We start from the raw sequence: 18,029 nt of genomic DNA on the forward strand, positions 1-18,029 counted from the left end.
GAAGCGCTTACGGTATGCCCCGCCCTCATAACCGCCTGTTTCAGCTCCCGGCCCGTCAGCGCCGGCTGGTAAGCGTCCTGCTGGGCGGCTTCCTGGTGATGCTGCTCAACAGTCTGGTGCTGGTGTTGTTCGATCGCTCAACCGCCCTGCTCTACATGAGCAACGTGCTGGTGCACGTCGGGCTCGGGCTGCTGCTGATGGTGCCCTTACTACTGTTTCTGCTGGCCCATATCCGCACGATGCCGCTCCGCTGGAATCGGCGGGCCACAGCCGCCGGCGCGTTTACGGCGCTTTCTATGGGATTGCTGTTGCTGAGCGGCATCCTGCTTTTCTGGAGCCCGCCCACGCTAAACCGGCGCTGGCTGCTGACGCTGCACGTGGTAACCATGTTCACCTCGCTGCTGGGATTTCTGGTGCATGTGGCGCTCAAGCGGGGTAGGCGGTTTCGCTTTTTGCTGCCCGAAGGGCTGGAAGCGCTCCGGTGGGGCCAGTTACTACGCCATCCGTTGACGCTCACCTTCAGCGCCGGTGTGGTGGTCTCGCTGGCGTTCTTTCTGGTGCCCTGGCTCAAACAGCCGGATCCCGTCTACCTGGATACCGGTACGGAAAAACCGCTGGCTGCTGCTGAGGCGCTTCTGGCTCATGAAGGTTTCTTCAAGGAGGCCACGCTTTCCGGATCGAAGACCTGCGGACAGGCCGGCTGCCATCCCGACATCTATGCGCAGTGGGCCGCTTCAGCGCATCGTTTTTCTTCCTTCAACAACCCCTACTACCGGCGCTCTATCGAATACATGCTCCAGCGCCGACCGGTAGAAGCTGCCCGCTGGTGCGCTTCCTGCCACGATCCGGTTATGCTCTTTTCTGGACGCTTCGGGCACCGCATGCCGCTCGACACCACGCACTGGACCGCTCATGAAGGCATCACCTGCCTGGCCTGTCATGCCATTACCGGATTGCGCGACCTGCGCGGCAATGGTCGGTATGTCATTGCGGAACCAGACGAATACCCCTTTGCGCGCAGCACCAATCCTCTCGGACAGTGGCTGCACCGGCAGCTTATCCGGGCCAAACCGGAACCGCACCGGGAGGCCATGCTGCGGCCTGTGCACCGAACCGAGCAGTTCTGCAGCACCTGCCACAAGGTGGGGCTTCCGCCGGAAGTCAATTACTACCGATGGCTTCGCGGCCAGAACGAATATGACGCCTGGCAGATGAGCGGCGTCTCCGGAAGCACGGTGCGCTCCTTCTATCTCCCCAGCCAACCGCGCACCTGTATCGACTGCCATATGCCGCTGGTCCCCTCCGATGACCAGGGAAACGACGGAGGCTTTGTGCGGAGCCATCGCTTTCTGGCTGCCAACACGGCCCTGCCGTTTCTCAAAGGCCATGATGAACAGCTACGGGCTACTCAGGCCTTTCTGCAGGACTCCATTGCTACCGTCGATCTATTTCTGGTGCGCGTCAACGGCCGCACCTATGGCCCGGATGCACCGATGCCTGTCCTTCAGCCGGGTGATCACGTGGAGCTCACGGTGGTCGTGCGCAACCGAAAGGTAGGCCACGCCTTGCCCGGCGGCACCAACGACTCGAATGAGCTCTGGCTGGAAGTGGTCGGGCGCGACCGCAAAGGCCAGCCTGTCGTAGCCTCAGGCTTGCTGGACGCGGAAGGCCGCGTTGACTCAACCGCCCACTTCTTTGGCGCGGTGTTCGTTGACCGGGCCGGGCAGGAAGCCAACAAACGCAATCCCCACGACTTTCGCACACCGGTCTATGTGAACGTTATCAATCCAGGTACCGCGCGCACCGTGCACTACCGATTTACCGTGCCGCCCGGACGCCAGATTACGGAGCTAACGGTTGCTTTCAAACATCGAAAATTCAAGTGGTACTTCCACAACTGGACGTTCCGGGGCCAGGTAGCTCCCGGTCAACCAGACTCACTGGCCACCCCGGAGGTGGACTACCGCCGGTGGATCCTGGCCGAAGACCGCCATGCGCCGGACCTACCGGTAACTGTCATTGCATCGGCGCGGCGCGTCGCCGGAAAAATTCCCGAAAGCAACGTTCCCCTCTGGGAGCGATGGAACGACTATGGTATCGGGCTCTTCCTGGAAGGAAATACGCGGCGGGCACTGGCTGCTTTCGAACAGGTAAGCCGATTGGCCCCGGACAACCCCGAAGGGCCGATTAATCTGGCACGTGTGCTGATTGCGGAAGGGCAACTGGAGCGAGCTATGGCCGCCCTGGAAGAAGCCGAACGCCGACGCCCCGGCTATTTGAAGACCGCCTATTTCCGCGGCAAAATCTATCAGCGGCAGGGCAATTACGATCAGGCGCTGGCAGAGTGGATGAAGGTCGCCGCTCGCTACCCCCTTGATCGGGTGCTGCTGCAGGAAATCGGTCGCGTCCACTATCTTTCAGGACGCTACGAAGAAGCACTTCGATGGTTTGATCGCATCCTGACTATTGATCCGGAGGACCTGGGCGGCCTCTACAACCGCATGCTGGCGCTGGGGGCCCTGGGGCGCACCGAAGCTTTTCAGGAGGCAAAGGCGCGCTATGAATACCATAAAATTGACGAGGACGCGCCGGCCTGGAGCACGCCGTACAAACACCGCCATCCGATGGCCAACCGCGAAGCGCAACCTATCCATGAACACGAGCTGCATCCCGTAGGACCCAACACGCAGGAGCGTCTAATCCTGGCCTGGCAACATGCTACAGACGATGCGTAAACGAATTGGCTACGGCCTGCTGGCGCTGCTGGCAATCGGCTGTGAGCAGGCCAGGCCGGTGCAGCCGGCCGATGAAACAACCGCCTCCATGACGGCGGTGCAGATCGCCTTTACCGATGTAACGGAAACGGCCGGATTGCACATCTTTCGGCATGAAACCGGTGCCTTCGGGCAGAAATGGTTCCCTGAATCTATGGGCTCGGGGTGCGGCTTTGTGGATTACAATGGCGATGGCTGGCTCGACATTGTGCTGGTAGGGGGCGGCGTCTGGCCCGGCCATAGCGACAAAGACTGGGTGCGGCCCCTCTGGCTCTTTCGCAACAATGGCGATGGTACCTTCACGGACGTAACCGACGAGGCCGGACTCGGCCAGCTCACTGCCTATGGCATTGGCATTACTGCTGCCGACTACGACAACGACGGCGACGAAGACCTGTACCTTACCACGCTCTGGAAAAATATCCTGCTCCGCAACAATGGCGACGGCACCTTCACCGACGTAACCGACGAGGCCGGGGTAGCAGGCGACTCGGTCTGGAGCAGCTCGGCGCTCTTTTTCGATGCCGACCGCGATGGTGATCTAGACCTGTTCGTGGGAAACTATGTCTACTGGACTCCGGAAACCGACCTCTGGTGCTCGCTTGATGAGAAAACCAAAGGCTACTGCACCCCCGAAGCCTACACCGGAATTCCTCCCTATTTTTTCCGCAACAATGGCGACGGCACCTTCACCGACGAAAGCGAAAAAGCCGGATTTGTGCCGGCACCTGGCAAAACGCTCGGGGTTGCTGAAACCGACTACAACCGCGACGGATGCCCGGATCTCTATGTAGCCAACGATACGCAGCCGGATCAACTCTACCGCAACAATTGCGACGGGACCTTCACCGACATCGGGCTGACCAGTGGGGTAGCTTATGATGAAAACGGAAAAGCACGTGCCGGTATGGGGCTCGACGCAGGCGTGGTCGACACAACCGGACAGGTCAGTCTGTTTGTAGGGAACTTTTCTAAAGAAATGATTGGCGTTTATCGCTACATCGGTAACGATCTGTTTATTGACCGGGCTGCTGTCTCTAAGGTGGGCCGTCAGAGCCTGCAAACGCTCACGTTTGGACTCTTCCTGTTTGATGTCGACCTGGACGGCGATCTGGACCTGTTTGCGGCAAACGGACACGTGCAGGATGAAATTGAACGCGTGCAGGATGGCATTACCTACGCCCAGCCCCCGCACCTCTTTTTAAATGATGGCAATGGCTTTTTTACGGACATTGCACCCGTGATAGGCGGTGTGCTGGCGCAGCCTCTTGTTGCCCGCGGCGCTGCCTATGGCGACTTCAACCGGGATGGACTGGTAGACATTCTGGTGGTTGAGAACCATGGACCGGCGCATCTGTGGCGCAACGATACAAAAGGCGCCGGGCATTATCTGCGCGTGCAGCTTGTCGGCACAAAAAGCCATCCACAGGGCATCAGCAGTCAGGTCGTGGTGTGGGTAGCAGGGCGACCCCTGGAGCAACGGGTCCGTACCGGCGGTAGCTACCTGGCCGTTTCGGAAAAGACATTGACATTCGGTCTGGGAGCCGCTGCGCGCGTGGAGGCTGTGGAGGTAACATGGGCCAGTGGGTTGCGTGAGCGCTTTGGTCCCTTTGCAGCCGACCAGGAGGTCCGCCTGGTGGAAGGGACGGGACAGCCCGTGGAAACACTGGCGCAGGCTGCGTACGAAGCCAGGCAAAAATGAGAAAGCATAACCGAATCGGATGGGGGGGAGGGCTGATCGTTCTGCTGCTGACTGCAGGGGCATGTCGCCCGGTTCCTTCCGCTTATCTTCCGCTTCAGCCCCGGGCGCAGGCGCTGTTGAACCAGGCAGAACAAGCGTTGCAGCAGCAACAGTTCACGCAGGCTGTTCTCCTGGCCGACAGTGCCGCAACGCTTCAACCCGATCATCCAGCTATTCTGTTCTTCAAAGGGCGCGTCTACGCGCACATGCGGCTGCTCAACGAATCCGATAGCCTCTACCGGCTAGTAGCCCGACGGGCACCCACTTATCCAGGTCTCTGGCACAACCTGGCCAACAATGCGGCCCGCCGGGGGCAGTTTCGGAAAGCGATTACGCTTTTCAGGCAGGAACTGGCGCAGCGTCCCAATGCGCTTTCGTGGCGCGGTATCGGCCGGGCCTATCTGGAACTGGGAAAGCCCGACAGTGCGCGGCTTGCTTTTGAAACCGCCCTGGCGTACGACAGCACCTACGCCGAAGCCTGGCTTGACCTGGCCGAACTATACGAAGACGAAGGACGCTATGCCGAAGCGCTCCAGGCTGCCCGTCGCGCCTGGAAACTGGCACCGCAGAGTCTGGTGGCACGCTATCGGCTGGGCAACCTGCTCCGGCTAACCGGAAAGCCAGCGCAGGCGCGTCCGCTGCTTGAAGCCGTGGTGCAGGAGGCCCCCTGGCATCAGGCGGCCCATTACAGCCTGGGACGCGTGTTGCACCAACTGGGGGAGACGGAAGCTGCCCGCCGCATGCTGGAACGGGCGGAAGCGCTGCGTGCCCTTCAGGCCCGCGTGGAGCAGGCAGAGCTGCTGGTAGCGAACACGCCTCGCGATCCGTATGCCTATGCCACGCTGGGATCGCTGCTGCGACGGCTGGGCCAGTATCAGGAGGCGCTCTACGCCTATCAGGTAGCCCATTTTCTGGAGCCAGGCAATCTGGAGTTTCTGAATAACATGGCTATTCTGCATCTTCTGATGGGCCGCGAAGACCAGGCTATTGCCCTGCTGGAGCGCGCTGTGAGACGCGACACAACGTTTGTCGATGGATGGATCAATCTGGGCATTCTGCATGCCCGGCAGGGAAACCGGGAAGCTGCCCGGCACGCCTGGGAGCGGGCGCTTCGGTTGGCCCCCGATCGCCCCGAACCCCGGCGTTACTTAGCAGGGCTTGAAACAGACACCCCATAAGGCTCGCTGAGATGGAATCGCTTCCAATAAAAAGAAAAGGGTTCAAGACTTGAATTTTTCCATTTTTTTGTTCTAAACTTTTTGACATCTCGTATAAGCGCTTTCACCTATCAACCGTCTTCCTGCAGCCATGAAACGGTTTCTCGGTGCGCGGCTCAGCGCTATGATGTTTCTGGAATTTTTTATTTGGGGGGCCTGGTACACATCTGTGGCTGTCTATATGGCCGCTGAAGGGATGGGCACGCTTACGCACTGGCCCTACACCGTGAATCCCATTGCAGCGATTGCAGCGCCGTTTTTTCTGGGCCTGGTAGCGGACCGCTACTTTGCTACCGAGAAGGTGCTGGGCGTGCTGCACTTACTGGGCGGCCTTGTGATGCTACTGGTGCCGCAGTTTAGTGGAGCTCCGGTTATCTTTATTCTACTGCTCTTGCTTTACAACCTGTGCTATATGCCCACGCTGGGATTGGCCAACTCGTTGGCGTTTCACCACATTCAGAGTCAGGAGAAGCAGTTTCCGCTGATCCGTGTATTTGGCACAATTGGCTGGATTGTGGCCGGATTGTTCGTAAGCTTCGTGCTCAAAGGGTTTGTAGCAGAAGGACGGCTGCCCGAGCAGACACCGCTCCCCATTTACACGGCCGCTGTAGCCAGCATCCTGCTGGGCGTGTATAGCTTCACGCTGCCGCATACGCCTCCGCCGGCTGCCGGGCAGCGCGTGTCCATTCGGAGCATTGTAGGATTGGATGCTCTGCAGCAACTGGGGAGCAAGCCGTTTTACGTGTTTTTGGTCAGCTCCTTTTTGATCTGCATTCCGCTGGCCGCCTATTACAACTTTACGCAGCTTTTCCTGGAAGCAACGGGCTTTCAGAACATTGCCGGCACGCAGACGCTCGGGCAGATGTCTGAGGTTGTCTTTATGCTGCTGATGCCGCTGTTTTTTGCGCGGCTGGGCGTCAAGTGGATGCTGCTGGTGGGAATGGGCGCCTGGGTGCTGCGCTACGTCCTGTTTGCGCTGGCTGCACCGGAGGCTATCTTCTGGATGATCATTCTGGGCATTCTGCTGCATGGCATCTGCTACGACTTCTTCTTTGTGACGGGCCAGATTTACGTCGATAAAAAATCAACGCCGGAAATTCGCGGGCAGGCGCAGGGAATGCTCGTGCTGGTAACCTATGGGCTGGGTATGCTGATCGGGGCCCAGGTAGCCGGAAACCTGTACAACAGCTTCCTGAATGGCGCGCAGGCACTGACGCTGGAGGCCTGGCAACAGTTCTGGCTCATTCCAGCCGTGTTTGCAGCGGTGGTGATGGTGCTGTTCGGTCTGCTGTTCAACGACCGGGTGGAACAGGCGCCGGCTCCGGCAAGCGCTCCGGCCACGGTGGAAAAATGATGAAACGCATGACCCGACGGGACTTTCTGCAGCAGGCTTCGGCGTTGCTGGTCGCCGGCTTCGGTCAGAAGTTGGCCGGCAGGACAGCGGCAATGCCCTGGTTCCGGATTTCCCTGGCCCAGTGGTCGCTGCACCGCACCATTTTTAGCGGAAAGCTGGACGCGCTCGACTTTCCCGTGGTGGCCCGCCAGATGTTTGGCCTGGAAGCAGTCGAATATGTCAATCAGTTCTTTTTCGACCGGGCACGTGACCGGGCCTATCTCCGGGAACTGAAGCGACGGGCCGAGGGCGAAGGCGTGCGCAGCCTGCTGATCATGTGCGACCGGGAAGGGCGCCTGGGAGACCCGGATCCGAAGAAACGCCGCCAGGCTGTCGAAAACCATTACAAATGGGTAGAAGCTGCCCGCTTTCTGGGCTGCCATTCCATTCGGGTCAACGCCGCCAGCGAAGGCAGCTATGAGGAGCAGCAAAAGCTGGCGGCCGATGGATTGCGTCGATTGACCGAATTCGCCGCCGCGCATGGGCTGAACGTGCTCGTAGAAAATCACGGCGGGCTGTCAAGCAACGGTGCCTGGCTGGCAGGCCTCATCCGCCTGGTAGATCATCCTCGATGCGGGACGCTGCCGGACTTCGGCAACTGGCGCATCGACGCCACCACCCGGTACGATCCCTATCAGGGACTGGCCGAGCTGATGCCGTTTGCGAAAGGGGTAAGTGCCAAGTCGTACGACTTCGACGACGAAGGCAACGAGACGCGGTTGGATTACGTGCGGTTGCTGCGCATCGTGCAGGCAGCAGGCTATCGCGGCTACATTGGCATTGAGTACGAAGGGAATCGATTGGATGAACCCAGCGGCATTCGGGCAACCAAAAGGCTGCTGGAGCGCGTGCGCACCCTGCTGGCCGAAGAAACCCAAAAAGACCCCAAAAACCGATGAGTCGTATAGGCAACCTGGGAATTGTGCTGCTGGGCGTCTGGATGCTGGGCTGCGGACCTTCTCGCTCCGACGTAGCGACCAGGCAAACGGCCGCAGCCGACACATCTGATGGCTGGATCGTCCTGTTTGATGGAACCAGCCTGGACGCCTGGCGCGGCTACCGAAGCGAGACGATCCCGCCCTGCTGGCAGATAGCAGAAGACGGGACGTTGCACTGCACCGGCGAAGGCAGTGGAGATCTAATCACCAGGGCGCAGTTCGGGGATTTTGTGCTGGAGCTGGAATGGAAGGTTGCGCCCGGTGGCAACAGCGGCATTATGTATCGGGTGACTGAGGAATACGAGGCGCCGTGGATGAGTGGACCGGAGTATCAGGTGCTGGACAATGCGGGCCATCCAAACGGCAACGACCCAAAGACAAGTGCCGGGGCCTGCTATGCGCTCTATCCGACCGATCCGCAGGCCGTCCGACCAGCCGGAGCATGGAACCAGGCGCGCATTGTTGTGGACGGCACGCACGTAGAACACTGGCTCAATGGCCAGAAAGTGGTCGAATATGAGCTGGGCAGTGCCGACTGGAACGCCCGTGTGGCAGCCAGCAAGTTTCGGGCTTACCCGAATTTCGGCAAAGCATCCGAAGGACACATTGCGCTGCAAAATCATGGCGATCCGGTCTGGTATCGCAACATCCGGATTCGTCCGCTACGCTGACGGTGCGCGGAGCCGCGAAGGATCGGATCGCCGCAGATACATTTTCCTGCAAAACCAACCCGACGTGAAAGATGGCGGGCCAGCGCATATCACGACGCCGCTTTCTGGGCACCGTGGCTTCAGCAGGAGCTGCCTTCATGGTGGTGCCCCGGCACGTACTAGGCCGTGGATTCGTCCCGCCCAGCGACAGGTTGAACATCGCCTGCATTGGGGTAGGAGGACGCGGCGCCTGGAACGTACGGGGCGTGGCCAGCGAAACCCTGGTGGCGTTCTGCGATGTGGACGATGAACGCGCTGCGGACACCTATCGCGCTTTTCCAGACGTCCCGCGCTACAAAGACTTTCGGGTCATGCTGGAGCGGGAAGAAAAACGCATCGATGCCGTGGTCATTTCCACGCCTGACCACACGCACGCTCCGGCAGCCATGATGGCAATTCAGATGGGCAAGCACGTCTACTGTGAAAAACCGCTTACGCGCACCATTTATGAGGCGCGACGCCTGGCCGAGGCGGCCCGCGAGAAGGGCGTGGTCACGCAAATGGGCAACCAGGGACATGCTGGCGAAGGCACGCGCCAGATTCGCGAATGGATCGAAGCCGGAGCCATTGGCACGGTGCGAGAAATTCATTGCTGGACGAACCGGCCGATCTGGCCGCAGGCGATCAAGCGACCGCTAGAAGCCTACCATGTGCCGCTTACATTGGACTGGGATCTATGGCTGGGACCAGCTCCAGAGCGTCCCTACCATCCGGCTTACCTGCCGTTCAAATGGCGGGGCTGGTGGGACTTCGGTACCGGTGCGCTGGGCGACATGGGCTGTCACATCATGGACGCAGCGTTCTGGACCTTCGACCTGCGCGACCCCGTGCGCGTAACGGCCGAGACGACCCCTGTCTTCCCGGAGACGGCGCCCCTGGTTTCACGCGTGATTTATGAGTTTGAGGCCCGCGACAGCCGACCCGCGCTGCGCCTGATCTGGCGCGATGGAAGCCTGGCACCGCCGCGTCCGCCCCAGTGGGAGAAAGATCGACCCTGGCCACCCATGGCCAACGGGCAAATGTTTGTGGGCGACGAAGGCGTGCTCATTGCGGAGACCTATGGGGAAAATCCACGATTGATTCCAGAACGCCGTCACCAGGAGTGGCTGGCCGATGCCCCTGAGCCGCGCTATCCGCGCTCACCCGGGGTCTATCAAGAGTGGATTCAGGCATGCAAAGAAGGGGGACAGGCTGGATCGAACTTTCCCGACTACGCCGGACCGCTCACGGAAATGGTGCTGCTGGGGAATCTGGCCGTGCGGCTGGGCGGCACCATCGAATGGGATGCGGCGGCGATGCGCGTGACCAACATTGAGGTCCCAGAAGAATACATCCGCCCGACCTATCGCCCGGGCTGGCCATTGTAATTACGCGATCCCAGGTAAAGAAACTTAACGAACGAGCTGCCTCCTTTATCGCCGGATAGGTTGCCAGGTGCCCTGCGCGACGGCAGGCACGAAGGTTTCCAGACCCTCCGGTTTCCAGGGGAGCGTGCGTTCCTGCTCGGCGCTCATGTAGGCTGTCATAAGCAACTCAACGACTTCCAGACCAGCATAAAAGTCTTCTTCCGGCTGACGCCTTTCCAGGAAGCAGCGCACAAAGTAGCGATTTTCCCATTCATAACCGTACTCAGCGGCCTCGTTGCCTACCAGCGGCATCCAGCCCTGCTCGGCATTTTGCTTTTCGACCAGATCTTCTCCGGCTTCCCCCTGCACGCGCCGGCTGAAAAATAGCCGGGCACCTGTGTCCAGGGAGTTAACCTGCAATGAGTATTCCGGGCCCAGTAATTCGGCGGTCAAACGCAGGCCAGGACCCACGTAGCTCCAGGAGGTGGTTGTTTCGGCAATAAGCGAGCGGCCTGCTTCGTCTACAAACTCAATGGTGGCCCGCGCAAAGTCTTCGGTTGGATGGTGCTCGTAATCTAGGTTCGGATCCATGTGCTCTCTGAGCCAGGCGGCATATTCCGGACGCGACCACTTCAGGCTGGCGATCTGGGCCGTGACTTTGACCGGACGAATACTCTGGCGGGGTTTCCCCGGCTCGGTCAGCAAAAAACGAGCAACTTCGACGCTGTGGCACATCATGTCGTTAAGCACGCCTCCGCCCTGCAGGCGGCCGGACCAGAACCACGGGGCATGCGGGCCACTGTGCTCTTCGGCAGCCCGGGCCAGATAGGGACGCCCGGTCAATGCCGCTCCGCGTTTCCAGATAATCTCGCGACCCCGTCGAATCGCCGGAGTGAAAAGCTGGTCTTCCAGATAGCCATGCAGCAGGCCAGCTCGCTCTACCAGCGCAACCATGCGCTGCGCTTCGGCCACGTTGCGGGCCAGCGGTTTTTCGCAGGCTACACCGACCAGTTCACCGCGGCCTCGTTCCAGCACATCGACAATAGCTTCTAAATTTTCAAGACGGGTATGATTGGGACCACAGATCCAGATAGCATCAATGGACGGATCAGCTACCATCGCCTCAATGGAGTCAAACACGCGGGCATCCCCAACGCGCAGCTCACGGGCCAGCGCAGCCGCCGCTTCGGCATGCGAACGGTTGGGACTCCAGATGCCTCGAATATCCGCATCGCGAACTGCCTGCCACGACTGAATGTGAAAGCGTGTAATAAAACCGCTTCCGATAAAGCCAATGCCCAGACGTTCCATCGTTCCTGTTGGCTGATGCTTGACGTTACCCTCAAGATAGCACAGTAATCACTAAGAGGAACCAGCGCGCAGCCCGTATGGAACCGGTTTCTCTGTTTGCAAAAAAGCAACGCCCATGGTATTTTCAATTTATCTGATGAAATAAAGTTTGTACAACGGAGAAGGTCTCATGAAGAAGCGCGTGTTCGTGGCGCGTCCGCCGGAGGTGTATGATGCCATTGTGGTCGGTTCTGGCATTTCAGGAGGTTGGGCCGCCAAAGAACTCTGCGAACTGGGGCTGAAGACGCTGGTTCTGGAACGCGGCCGGCCGGTTACGCACGGTAAGGACTACATTACCGAGCACATGCCGCCCTGGCAGACGCCTTTTCGGGGATTGGAAGATCGCAGGCGAATGCTCGAAGACCACTTTATTCAAATGCAGGCAGGTCCCGTCAATGAGTACAACATTCACTTTTTCATTAACGACCGGGAAAATCCTTATACCTACGATCCCGACAAGCCCTTTCTATGGATTCGAGGCGATCAGGTGGGCGGTCGTTCTATCATGTGGGGACGCCAGAGCTACCGGTGGAGTGATCTGGATTTTGAAGCCAATGCGCGGGAAGGCATTGCCATCGACTGGCCAATCCGCTACAAAGACATCGCACCATGGTACGATTATGTCGAGCGTTTTGCAGGCATTAGTGGGCAGGCGGAAGGACTGCCGCAGCTCCCCGATGGGCAGTTTCTGCCCCCGATGCCCATGAACTGCGTAGAGCAATATGTCAAAGAGCGCATTGAAAGGGCTTTCCCGGGGCGCAAAATGACCATTGGGCGGAGTGCCGTCCTGACGGTACCCCATAATGGACGAGGCGCCTGTCACTACTGCGGGCCGTGCAGCCGGGGGTGCACGCCCGGCGCATATTTTTGCAGCCTGAGCAGCACGCTCCCGGCGGCTCAGGCGACCGGCAATCTCACCCTGCGTCCCAACAGCATCGTGCACAGCGTGATTTACGACGAAGAAAAAGACCGAGCAGTGGGGGTGCGGGTGATTGACCGAGAGACCCGAGAAATGCTGGAGTTCTATGGACGAATCATTTTTCTGTGCGCCTCCACGCTGGGGACCACGCAGATCTTGCTCAATTCAAAGACGCGCCGTTTCCCGAACGGTCTGGGCAATTCGAGCGGCGTGCTGGGCCACTATCTCATGGATCACCATTTCAAGGTAGGAGCAGTGGCTGAATTCCCGGGATTTGAAGACAAATACTACGTTGGAAATCGGCCCAATGGTATTTACATCCCGCGGTTCCGCAACCTGGGAGACCGGGCTTCGCGGCACCCAGACTTTTTGCGAGGATATGGTTATCAGGGAGGAGCCAGCCGGGGAAGCTGGTGGCGCGGGGCCGAAATGGATGGCTTTGGCGCGTCGCTTAAGCAAGCATTGCGCGATCCAGGACCCTGGCGTATGGGGCTGACGGGCTTTGGCGAGATGTTGCCGCGCTATGAAAACTATGTGGAGCTGGATCCAGAAGTAACCGATGCCTGGGGCATTCCGGTGCTGCGCATCCACTGCACGCTGAGTGAGAACGAGCTGAAAATGCGGGAGGATATGGCCAATGCAGCGGCCGAAATGCTGGAGGCTGCCGGTGGGAAAAACGTGCGGCCTTTCATCGACGACTATAAGCCCGGCGAAGGGATTCACGAGATGGGAACGGCTCGCATGGGACGGGACCCGAAGACGTCGGTGCTGAACGCATACAACCAGATGCACGACGTGCCAAATGTGTTCGTAACCGATGGGGCCTGCATGACCTCGTCGGCCTGCCAGAATCCATCGCTTACGTACATGGCACTGACAGCGCGAGCAGCGCACTACGCTGTTGAACAGCTTAAGAAAGGCAATCTGTAAACCTGGGCGCATAAACGTATGGATCGACGTGAAGCGTTAAGACAGTTGGCTCTCCTGACCGGTGGGGCGCTGTCGCTTTCGACCGTAGCAGGCGTGCTGGGAGGCTGCCGGGCCGGTTCGGCGCCAGGCACCTATCGCCTCCAGACGCTTTCGACTGCTCAGCACGAGCTGGTAGCTACCATTGCGGAGCGAATTCTTCCCGAAACTGATACGCCCGGCGCCCGGGCAGCAGGCGTGCCGGAATTCATCGACCGCATGCTCACCGACTGGATGTATGCGGCCGAGCGCGAGCACTTCCTGCGCGAACTGGCGCGGGTGGATGCACTGGCGCAAGAACGGTTCGGGCAGCCGTTTGTGCAGGCCTCAGAGGAACAGCAGGTGCAACTGCTACGCGAACTGGAAGAGGAGGCTAGGCATGCGGAACCGCAGCGCGTGGTCATCGACCGGTCAACCGGACAGATTGTGGACGGCCCCGACACGTCAGCAGAAGACATGGCGCGGGGGCGTCCACCGCGCACGCTGACCGTGGAGCTGCGGCCATTTTTCCGGATAATGAAGGAATTAACCATTGTAGGCTACTACACGTCCGAGGTAGGGGCTACGCAGGAGTTGCAATTGAACCTGGTGCCGGGACGCTACGACGCCTGCGTGCCTTACGAACAGATCGGCCGCGCCTGGGCGTGATGAGCGCATTCCTTCACCAGCATTTATGTTATTTAGCGTATGAACCGACGCCACTTTCTGCGAACGGCTGGAGGGCTCACGCTGGGAAGTCTGGCGACCATCGCGCTGGGTTGCCGTCCCTCCGATGAAACCTCGCAGGCTGCCTCGGGCGCTCCAGCAGGCACGCGGCGCCTGGAACGCATCGGCCTGCAACTCTACACGGTGCGGACGCTTATGGCGCAGAACGTACCGCGAACGCTTGAACGCGTGGCCGAGATCGGCTACCAGGAGGTAGAGTTCGCAGGCTATTTCAACTATACCCCTCAGGAATTACGCCAGATGCTTGACCATCTGGGCCTTTCAGCTCCTGCTACACATGTGCCCTATCAGGCGCTTGAAGCAAATCTGGAAGCTACGCTGGAGACCGCTCAGGTGCTGGGACATCGCTATGTAGTGGTGCCCTGGCTGCCTCCTGAGCAGCGTCAGACTCTCGACGACTATCGGCGCTGGGCCGAACGCTTTAACCGCTGGGGCGAAGCCTGTAAAGCAGCCGGGGTGCAGTTTGCCTATCACAACCACGACTTTGAGTTTGCTCCGGTTGAAGAGCAGATTCCCTACGATGTGCTCCTGGCCGAAACGGATGCCGATCTGGTCAAAATGGAGCTGGACCTGTACTGGATCACCTATGCCGGCCATGATCCTATACCGTACCTCCAACAATATCCTGGACGCTTTCTGCTCTGCCATGTAAAAGACATGACGGCAGATCGACAGATGGTAGATGTTGGACAGGGGACGATCGACTTTGCCCGCATTTTTGCGCAGGCAGTCGGCACCCAGCTCCAGCATTATTTCGTGGAGCACGATCAACCTGAAGATCCGCTGGCCAGCATCCGGCGGAGCTACGAATACCTTGCGCAATTGCGTTTCTAAAAGCCGATAGCAGCCATGCCGTTGTCTCGTAAACTTCGATACGGAATGGTCGGAGGAGGGCCCGGAGCGTTTATCGGGGCCGTCCATCGCAAGGCCGCCGCGCTGGATGGGGAGATTGAGCTGGTGGCCGGGGCGTTCTCGTCAGATCCAGACAAGTCGCGTCACATGGGGGCCCTGCTCCATCTGGATCCCCGACGCGTGTACCGTTCCTATGAGGAGATGGCCGAAAAGGAGGCGGCTCTGCCCCCTGAAGAACGCATTGACTTTGTTTCCATTGTTACACCTAACCATCTGCATTACCCCATTGCTAAGACGTTCATTGAGGCCGGCTTCCATGTAGTGTGTGACAAACCCATGACCACTACGCTGGAAGATGCCGAAGATCTGTGCCGACTGGTAGCCCGCCACAACGTGCTCTTTGCACTGACTCACAACTACTCGGGCTATCCCATGGTCAAACAGGCGCGGGCTCTGGTGCAGGAGGGTCTGCTGGGCGATATCCGCAAGATTGTGGTCGAATATCCGCAGGGTTGGCTGGCCACGCCCCTGGAGCAGACCGGCCAGAAGCAGGCAGCCTGGCGTACGGATCCCAGACGGGCCGGCGCCGGTGCCCTGGGGGATATCGGATCGCACGCCGAGCATCTGGCGCGCTACATCACCGGCCTGGAGCTGGATCGGCTCTGCGCCGATATTACAACGTTCGTTTCCGGACGCCAGGTCGAAGATGACGCGAACCTGCTTGTGCACTACCAGAACGGCGCGCGGGGTATTCTATACGCTTCTCAGGTATCGGTCGGCGAGGAAAATAACCTGCGCATTCGGATCTATGGCACCCGAGCCTCCCTGGAGTGGCACCAGGAAGAACCGAATTACCTGTACGTGCGCTATCCGGATCGGCCCGAGGAAGTCTACAAGCGAGGAAACGAATACCTGGCACCGGCTGCCCGGCGCGCTTCACGGCTGCCCGCCGGTCATCCTGAAGCTTTTATCGAAGCGTTTGCCAACATTTACCTGAATTTTGCGCGGACGCTCAAAGCGCGGCTGGCAGGTGAAAAACCCGATCCGCTGGATCTGGACTTTCCAACGGTGCAGGATGGGGCGCGAGGCGTGCATTTCATCCTGACGGCCCTGGAAAGTGGCCGCCGCCGCGCCTGGGTGGATGCACGCTACACGCCTCCAGAAGCATAACTTCGTTGACAGTAAAACCTGGAGAAATAGCATGGCACGACCGGTTACTCTGTTTACCGGACAATGGGCTGACCTGCCGTTGGAGACGCTCGCCAAAAAGGCCAGCGAATGGGGCTACGACGGCCTGGAACTGGCCTGCTGGGGCGACCACTTCGACGTGCAACGCGCCCTCCAAGAAGAAGGTTATTGCGAGCAGCGACTGGAATTGCTGGCACGCTACGGGTTGAAGGTCTGGGCCATCAGCAATCACCTGGTGGGACAGGCCGTCTGCGACCTTATCGATGAACGACACAGAGCAATTCTGCCGCCGCACGTCTGGGGCGACGGCGACCCGGAAGGCGTGCGGCAGCGCGCGGCGCAGGAAATGATGGACACCGCTCGAGCGGCCGCTAAGCTGGGAGTCAAGGTCGTCAATGGTTTTACTGGCAGTAGTATCTGGCATCTCCTGTACGCTTTTCCGCCCCTGCTACCCGGCATGATTGAAAGAGGCTACGAAGATTTTGCCCGCCGCTGGAATCCCATCCTGGATGTGTTTGAGGAAGTGGGCGTGCGCTTCGCGCTTGAAGTGCACCCAACCGAGATTGCCTTCGACATTGCGTCGGCCGAGCGCACCCTGGAAGCCATTGGATATCGCGAATCCTTCGGCTTTAACTACGACCCGAGCCACCTGGGATACCAGGGCGTTGACTACGTGGCGTTTATCGAACGCTTTGCGGACCGCATCTATCACGTGCACATGAAGGACGTCTGGTGGTCGCCCGTCCCCAGACGCTCCGGAGTCTTCGGAGGACACCTGCCTTTCGGGCACCGCGACCGCTACTGGGATTTCCGCTCGATTGGCCGCGGTAATATCCGGTTCGAGGAGATTATTCGGGCGCTGAACCGGATTGGCTATGACGGACCGCTTTCTATCGAGTGGGAGGATATCGGAATGGAACGGGAGCACGGCGCCCGCGAAGCCTGCGCGCGCGTAAAGGCCCTGGACTTCCCCCCGTCGGCCGCTGCCTTTGACGCCGCCTTCGCTCGTGAACGCCAGCCGTAGGCCATGGACTCTGTATGATGCCTGCGGGAAGCAATACCATGCACTTGCTTCGTCTGTTGCTGGGAGGATTGCTGGCGTGGAGCGCCTGCTCGCTGGCCGGAAAGGATCCCGCTGAAAAACCTGCCGCCTTTCAGGTGTTGGTCTTCAGCCGGACGGAAGGCTACCGGCACGCGTCCATTCCAGATGGGATTGCGGCGCTTCGGGCACTTGGGGCCGAACACGGATTCTCGGTAATCGCTACAGAGGATCCGGACTATTTTCATCCCGACTCGCTGGCTCGGTTTGCGGTGGTGGTCTTTTTAAATACCACAGGCGACGTGCTCGACTCGCTTCAGCAGGTGGCATTTCAGGCGTACATCCAGCAGGGAGGTGGATTTGTAGGAATCCATGCGGCCAGCGACACCGAGTACGACTGGCCCTGGTATGGTAAGCTGGTCGGTGCGTACTTCAAAAACCATCCGCGTATTCAGGAAGCTGTCGTACGTGTTGTGGACCCGGGACATCCATCCACGCAGGCGCTTCCCGCAAGCTGGAGGCGCACCGACGAATGGTACAACTTCCGTGAAAATCCGCGCCTCAGTGGCGTGCAGGTGCTGGCCGTGGTGGATGAAAGCACCTATGAAGGAGGGCAAATGGGCGAAGATCACCCGATTTCGTGGTATCACACCTATGCGGGCGGACGGGCCTGGTACACGGCGATGGGACATACAAAGGAAAGCTATGCAGAACCGCTTTTTCGACAGCACCTGCTGGGCGGTATTCTGTGGGCAGCCGGACGGGCACGCTGACCGAACCTCTTCTTTTATGACGGGTTGGAGCAGCACGCACCTTCCCTCTTGCAGGGGGCGAAGTCTGAAGGGGTGCTTCGGTGTGACGCTGCGCTGA

The 18,029-nt window shown here is 59.5% G+C and carries 14 protein-coding genes; 13 read left to right on the forward strand and 1 reads right to left on the reverse strand.

Going from position 1 to position 18,029, the window contains the following annotated elements; all coding sequences use genetic code 11:
* Nucleotides 1–14: 14 nt before the first annotated feature.
* The 7 genes from BUA15_RS11315 to BUA15_RS11345 all read left to right on the forward strand — a co-directional run bounded on the left by BUA15_RS11315 (nucleotide 15) and on the right by BUA15_RS11345 (nucleotide 10,140).
* Complete coding sequence (locus BUA15_RS11315; RefSeq protein ID WP_072716103.1) at nucleotides 15–2,735, forward strand: tetratricopeptide repeat protein; 2,721 nt, start codon at nucleotides 15–17, stop codon at nucleotides 2,733–2,735.
* Nucleotides 2,728–4,476, forward strand: a complete 1,749-nt coding sequence (locus tag BUA15_RS11320; protein ID WP_072716104.1) for a CRTAC1 family protein — start codon at nucleotides 2,728–2,730, stop codon at nucleotides 4,474–4,476. The genes BUA15_RS11315 and BUA15_RS11320 overlap by 8 nt, the downstream gene beginning before the upstream one ends.
* A complete protein-coding gene (locus BUA15_RS11325) occupies nucleotides 4,473–5,693 on the forward strand; it encodes a tetratricopeptide repeat protein (RefSeq protein WP_072716105.1) in 1,221 nt (406 codons plus the stop codon). Before BUA15_RS11320 ends, BUA15_RS11325 begins: the two co-directional genes overlap by 4 nt.
* A gap of 130 nt (nucleotides 5,694–5,823) precedes the next feature.
* Nucleotides 5,824–7,086: an MFS transporter gene (locus tag BUA15_RS11330; protein ID WP_072716106.1), complete on the forward strand. Its 1,263-nt coding sequence runs from the start codon at nucleotides 5,824–5,826 to the stop codon at nucleotides 7,084–7,086.
* 8 nt (nucleotides 7,087–7,094) lie between these two features.
* Nucleotides 7,095–8,024 (forward strand): sugar phosphate isomerase/epimerase family protein, encoded by a 930-nt coding sequence (locus BUA15_RS11335; RefSeq protein ID WP_072716150.1) that lies wholly within the window; start codon nucleotides 7,095–7,097, stop codon nucleotides 8,022–8,024.
* A complete protein-coding gene (locus BUA15_RS11340; RefSeq protein WP_072716107.1) occupies nucleotides 8,021–8,734 on the forward strand; it encodes a 3-keto-disaccharide hydrolase in 714 nt (237 codons plus the stop codon). Before BUA15_RS11335 ends, BUA15_RS11340 begins: the two co-directional genes overlap by 4 nt.
* A 113-nt stretch (nucleotides 8,735–8,847) precedes the next feature.
* On the forward strand, nucleotides 8,848–10,140 hold the full coding sequence (locus tag BUA15_RS11345; RefSeq protein WP_245772027.1) for a Gfo/Idh/MocA family protein: 1,293 nt from the start codon (nucleotides 8,848–8,850) through the stop codon (nucleotides 10,138–10,140).
* Nucleotides 10,141–10,185: 45 nt separating this feature from the next.
* Here BUA15_RS11345 and BUA15_RS11350 read toward each other — a convergent pair whose 3' ends face one another.
* Nucleotides 10,186–11,430, reverse strand: a complete 1,245-nt coding sequence (locus tag BUA15_RS11350; protein WP_072716109.1) for a Gfo/Idh/MocA family protein — start codon at nucleotides 11,428–11,430, stop codon at nucleotides 10,186–10,188.
* A gap of 169 nt (nucleotides 11,431–11,599) precedes the next feature.
* Here BUA15_RS11350 and BUA15_RS11355 point away from each other — a divergent pair, with 169 nt between their 5' ends.
* Genes BUA15_RS11355 through BUA15_RS11380 form a run of 6 tightly spaced genes read left to right on the forward strand, consistent with a single transcriptional unit; the run spans nucleotide 11,600 to nucleotide 17,932 of the window.
* Nucleotides 11,600–13,318 (forward strand): GMC oxidoreductase, encoded by a 1,719-nt coding sequence (locus BUA15_RS11355; RefSeq protein WP_072716110.1) that lies wholly within the window; start codon nucleotides 11,600–11,602, stop codon nucleotides 13,316–13,318.
* 18 nt (nucleotides 13,319–13,336) lie between these two features.
* Nucleotides 13,337–14,002, forward strand: a complete 666-nt coding sequence (locus tag BUA15_RS11360; protein WP_072716111.1) for a gluconate 2-dehydrogenase subunit 3 family protein — start codon at nucleotides 13,337–13,339, stop codon at nucleotides 14,000–14,002.
* A gap of 39 nt (nucleotides 14,003–14,041) precedes the next feature.
* A complete protein-coding gene (locus BUA15_RS11365) occupies nucleotides 14,042–14,914 on the forward strand; it encodes a sugar phosphate isomerase/epimerase family protein (RefSeq protein ID WP_072716112.1) in 873 nt (290 codons plus the stop codon).
* 15 nt (nucleotides 14,915–14,929) lie between these two features.
* A complete protein-coding gene (locus BUA15_RS11370; RefSeq protein ID WP_072716113.1) occupies nucleotides 14,930–16,102 on the forward strand; it encodes a Gfo/Idh/MocA family protein in 1,173 nt (390 codons plus the stop codon).
* 31 nt (nucleotides 16,103–16,133) lie between these two features.
* The gene (locus tag BUA15_RS11375) at nucleotides 16,134–17,144 is read left to right on the forward strand and encodes a sugar phosphate isomerase/epimerase family protein (RefSeq protein ID WP_072716114.1); all 1,011 of its coding nucleotides are present in this window, start codon (nucleotides 16,134–16,136) and stop codon (nucleotides 17,142–17,144) included.
* Between the two features lie 38 nt (nucleotides 17,145–17,182).
* Nucleotides 17,183–17,932 carry a ThuA domain-containing protein gene (locus BUA15_RS11380; protein WP_072716151.1) on the forward strand — a complete coding sequence of 250 codons (750 nt, stop codon included), beginning with the start codon at nucleotides 17,183–17,185 and terminating at the stop codon, nucleotides 17,930–17,932.
* Nucleotides 17,933–18,029 lie beyond the last annotated feature (97 nt).

The organism is Rhodothermus profundi (genome assembly GCF_900142415.1).
GTDB classification, from domain to species: Bacteria; Bacteroidota; Rhodothermia; order Rhodothermales; family Rhodothermaceae; genus Rhodothermus; species Rhodothermus profundi.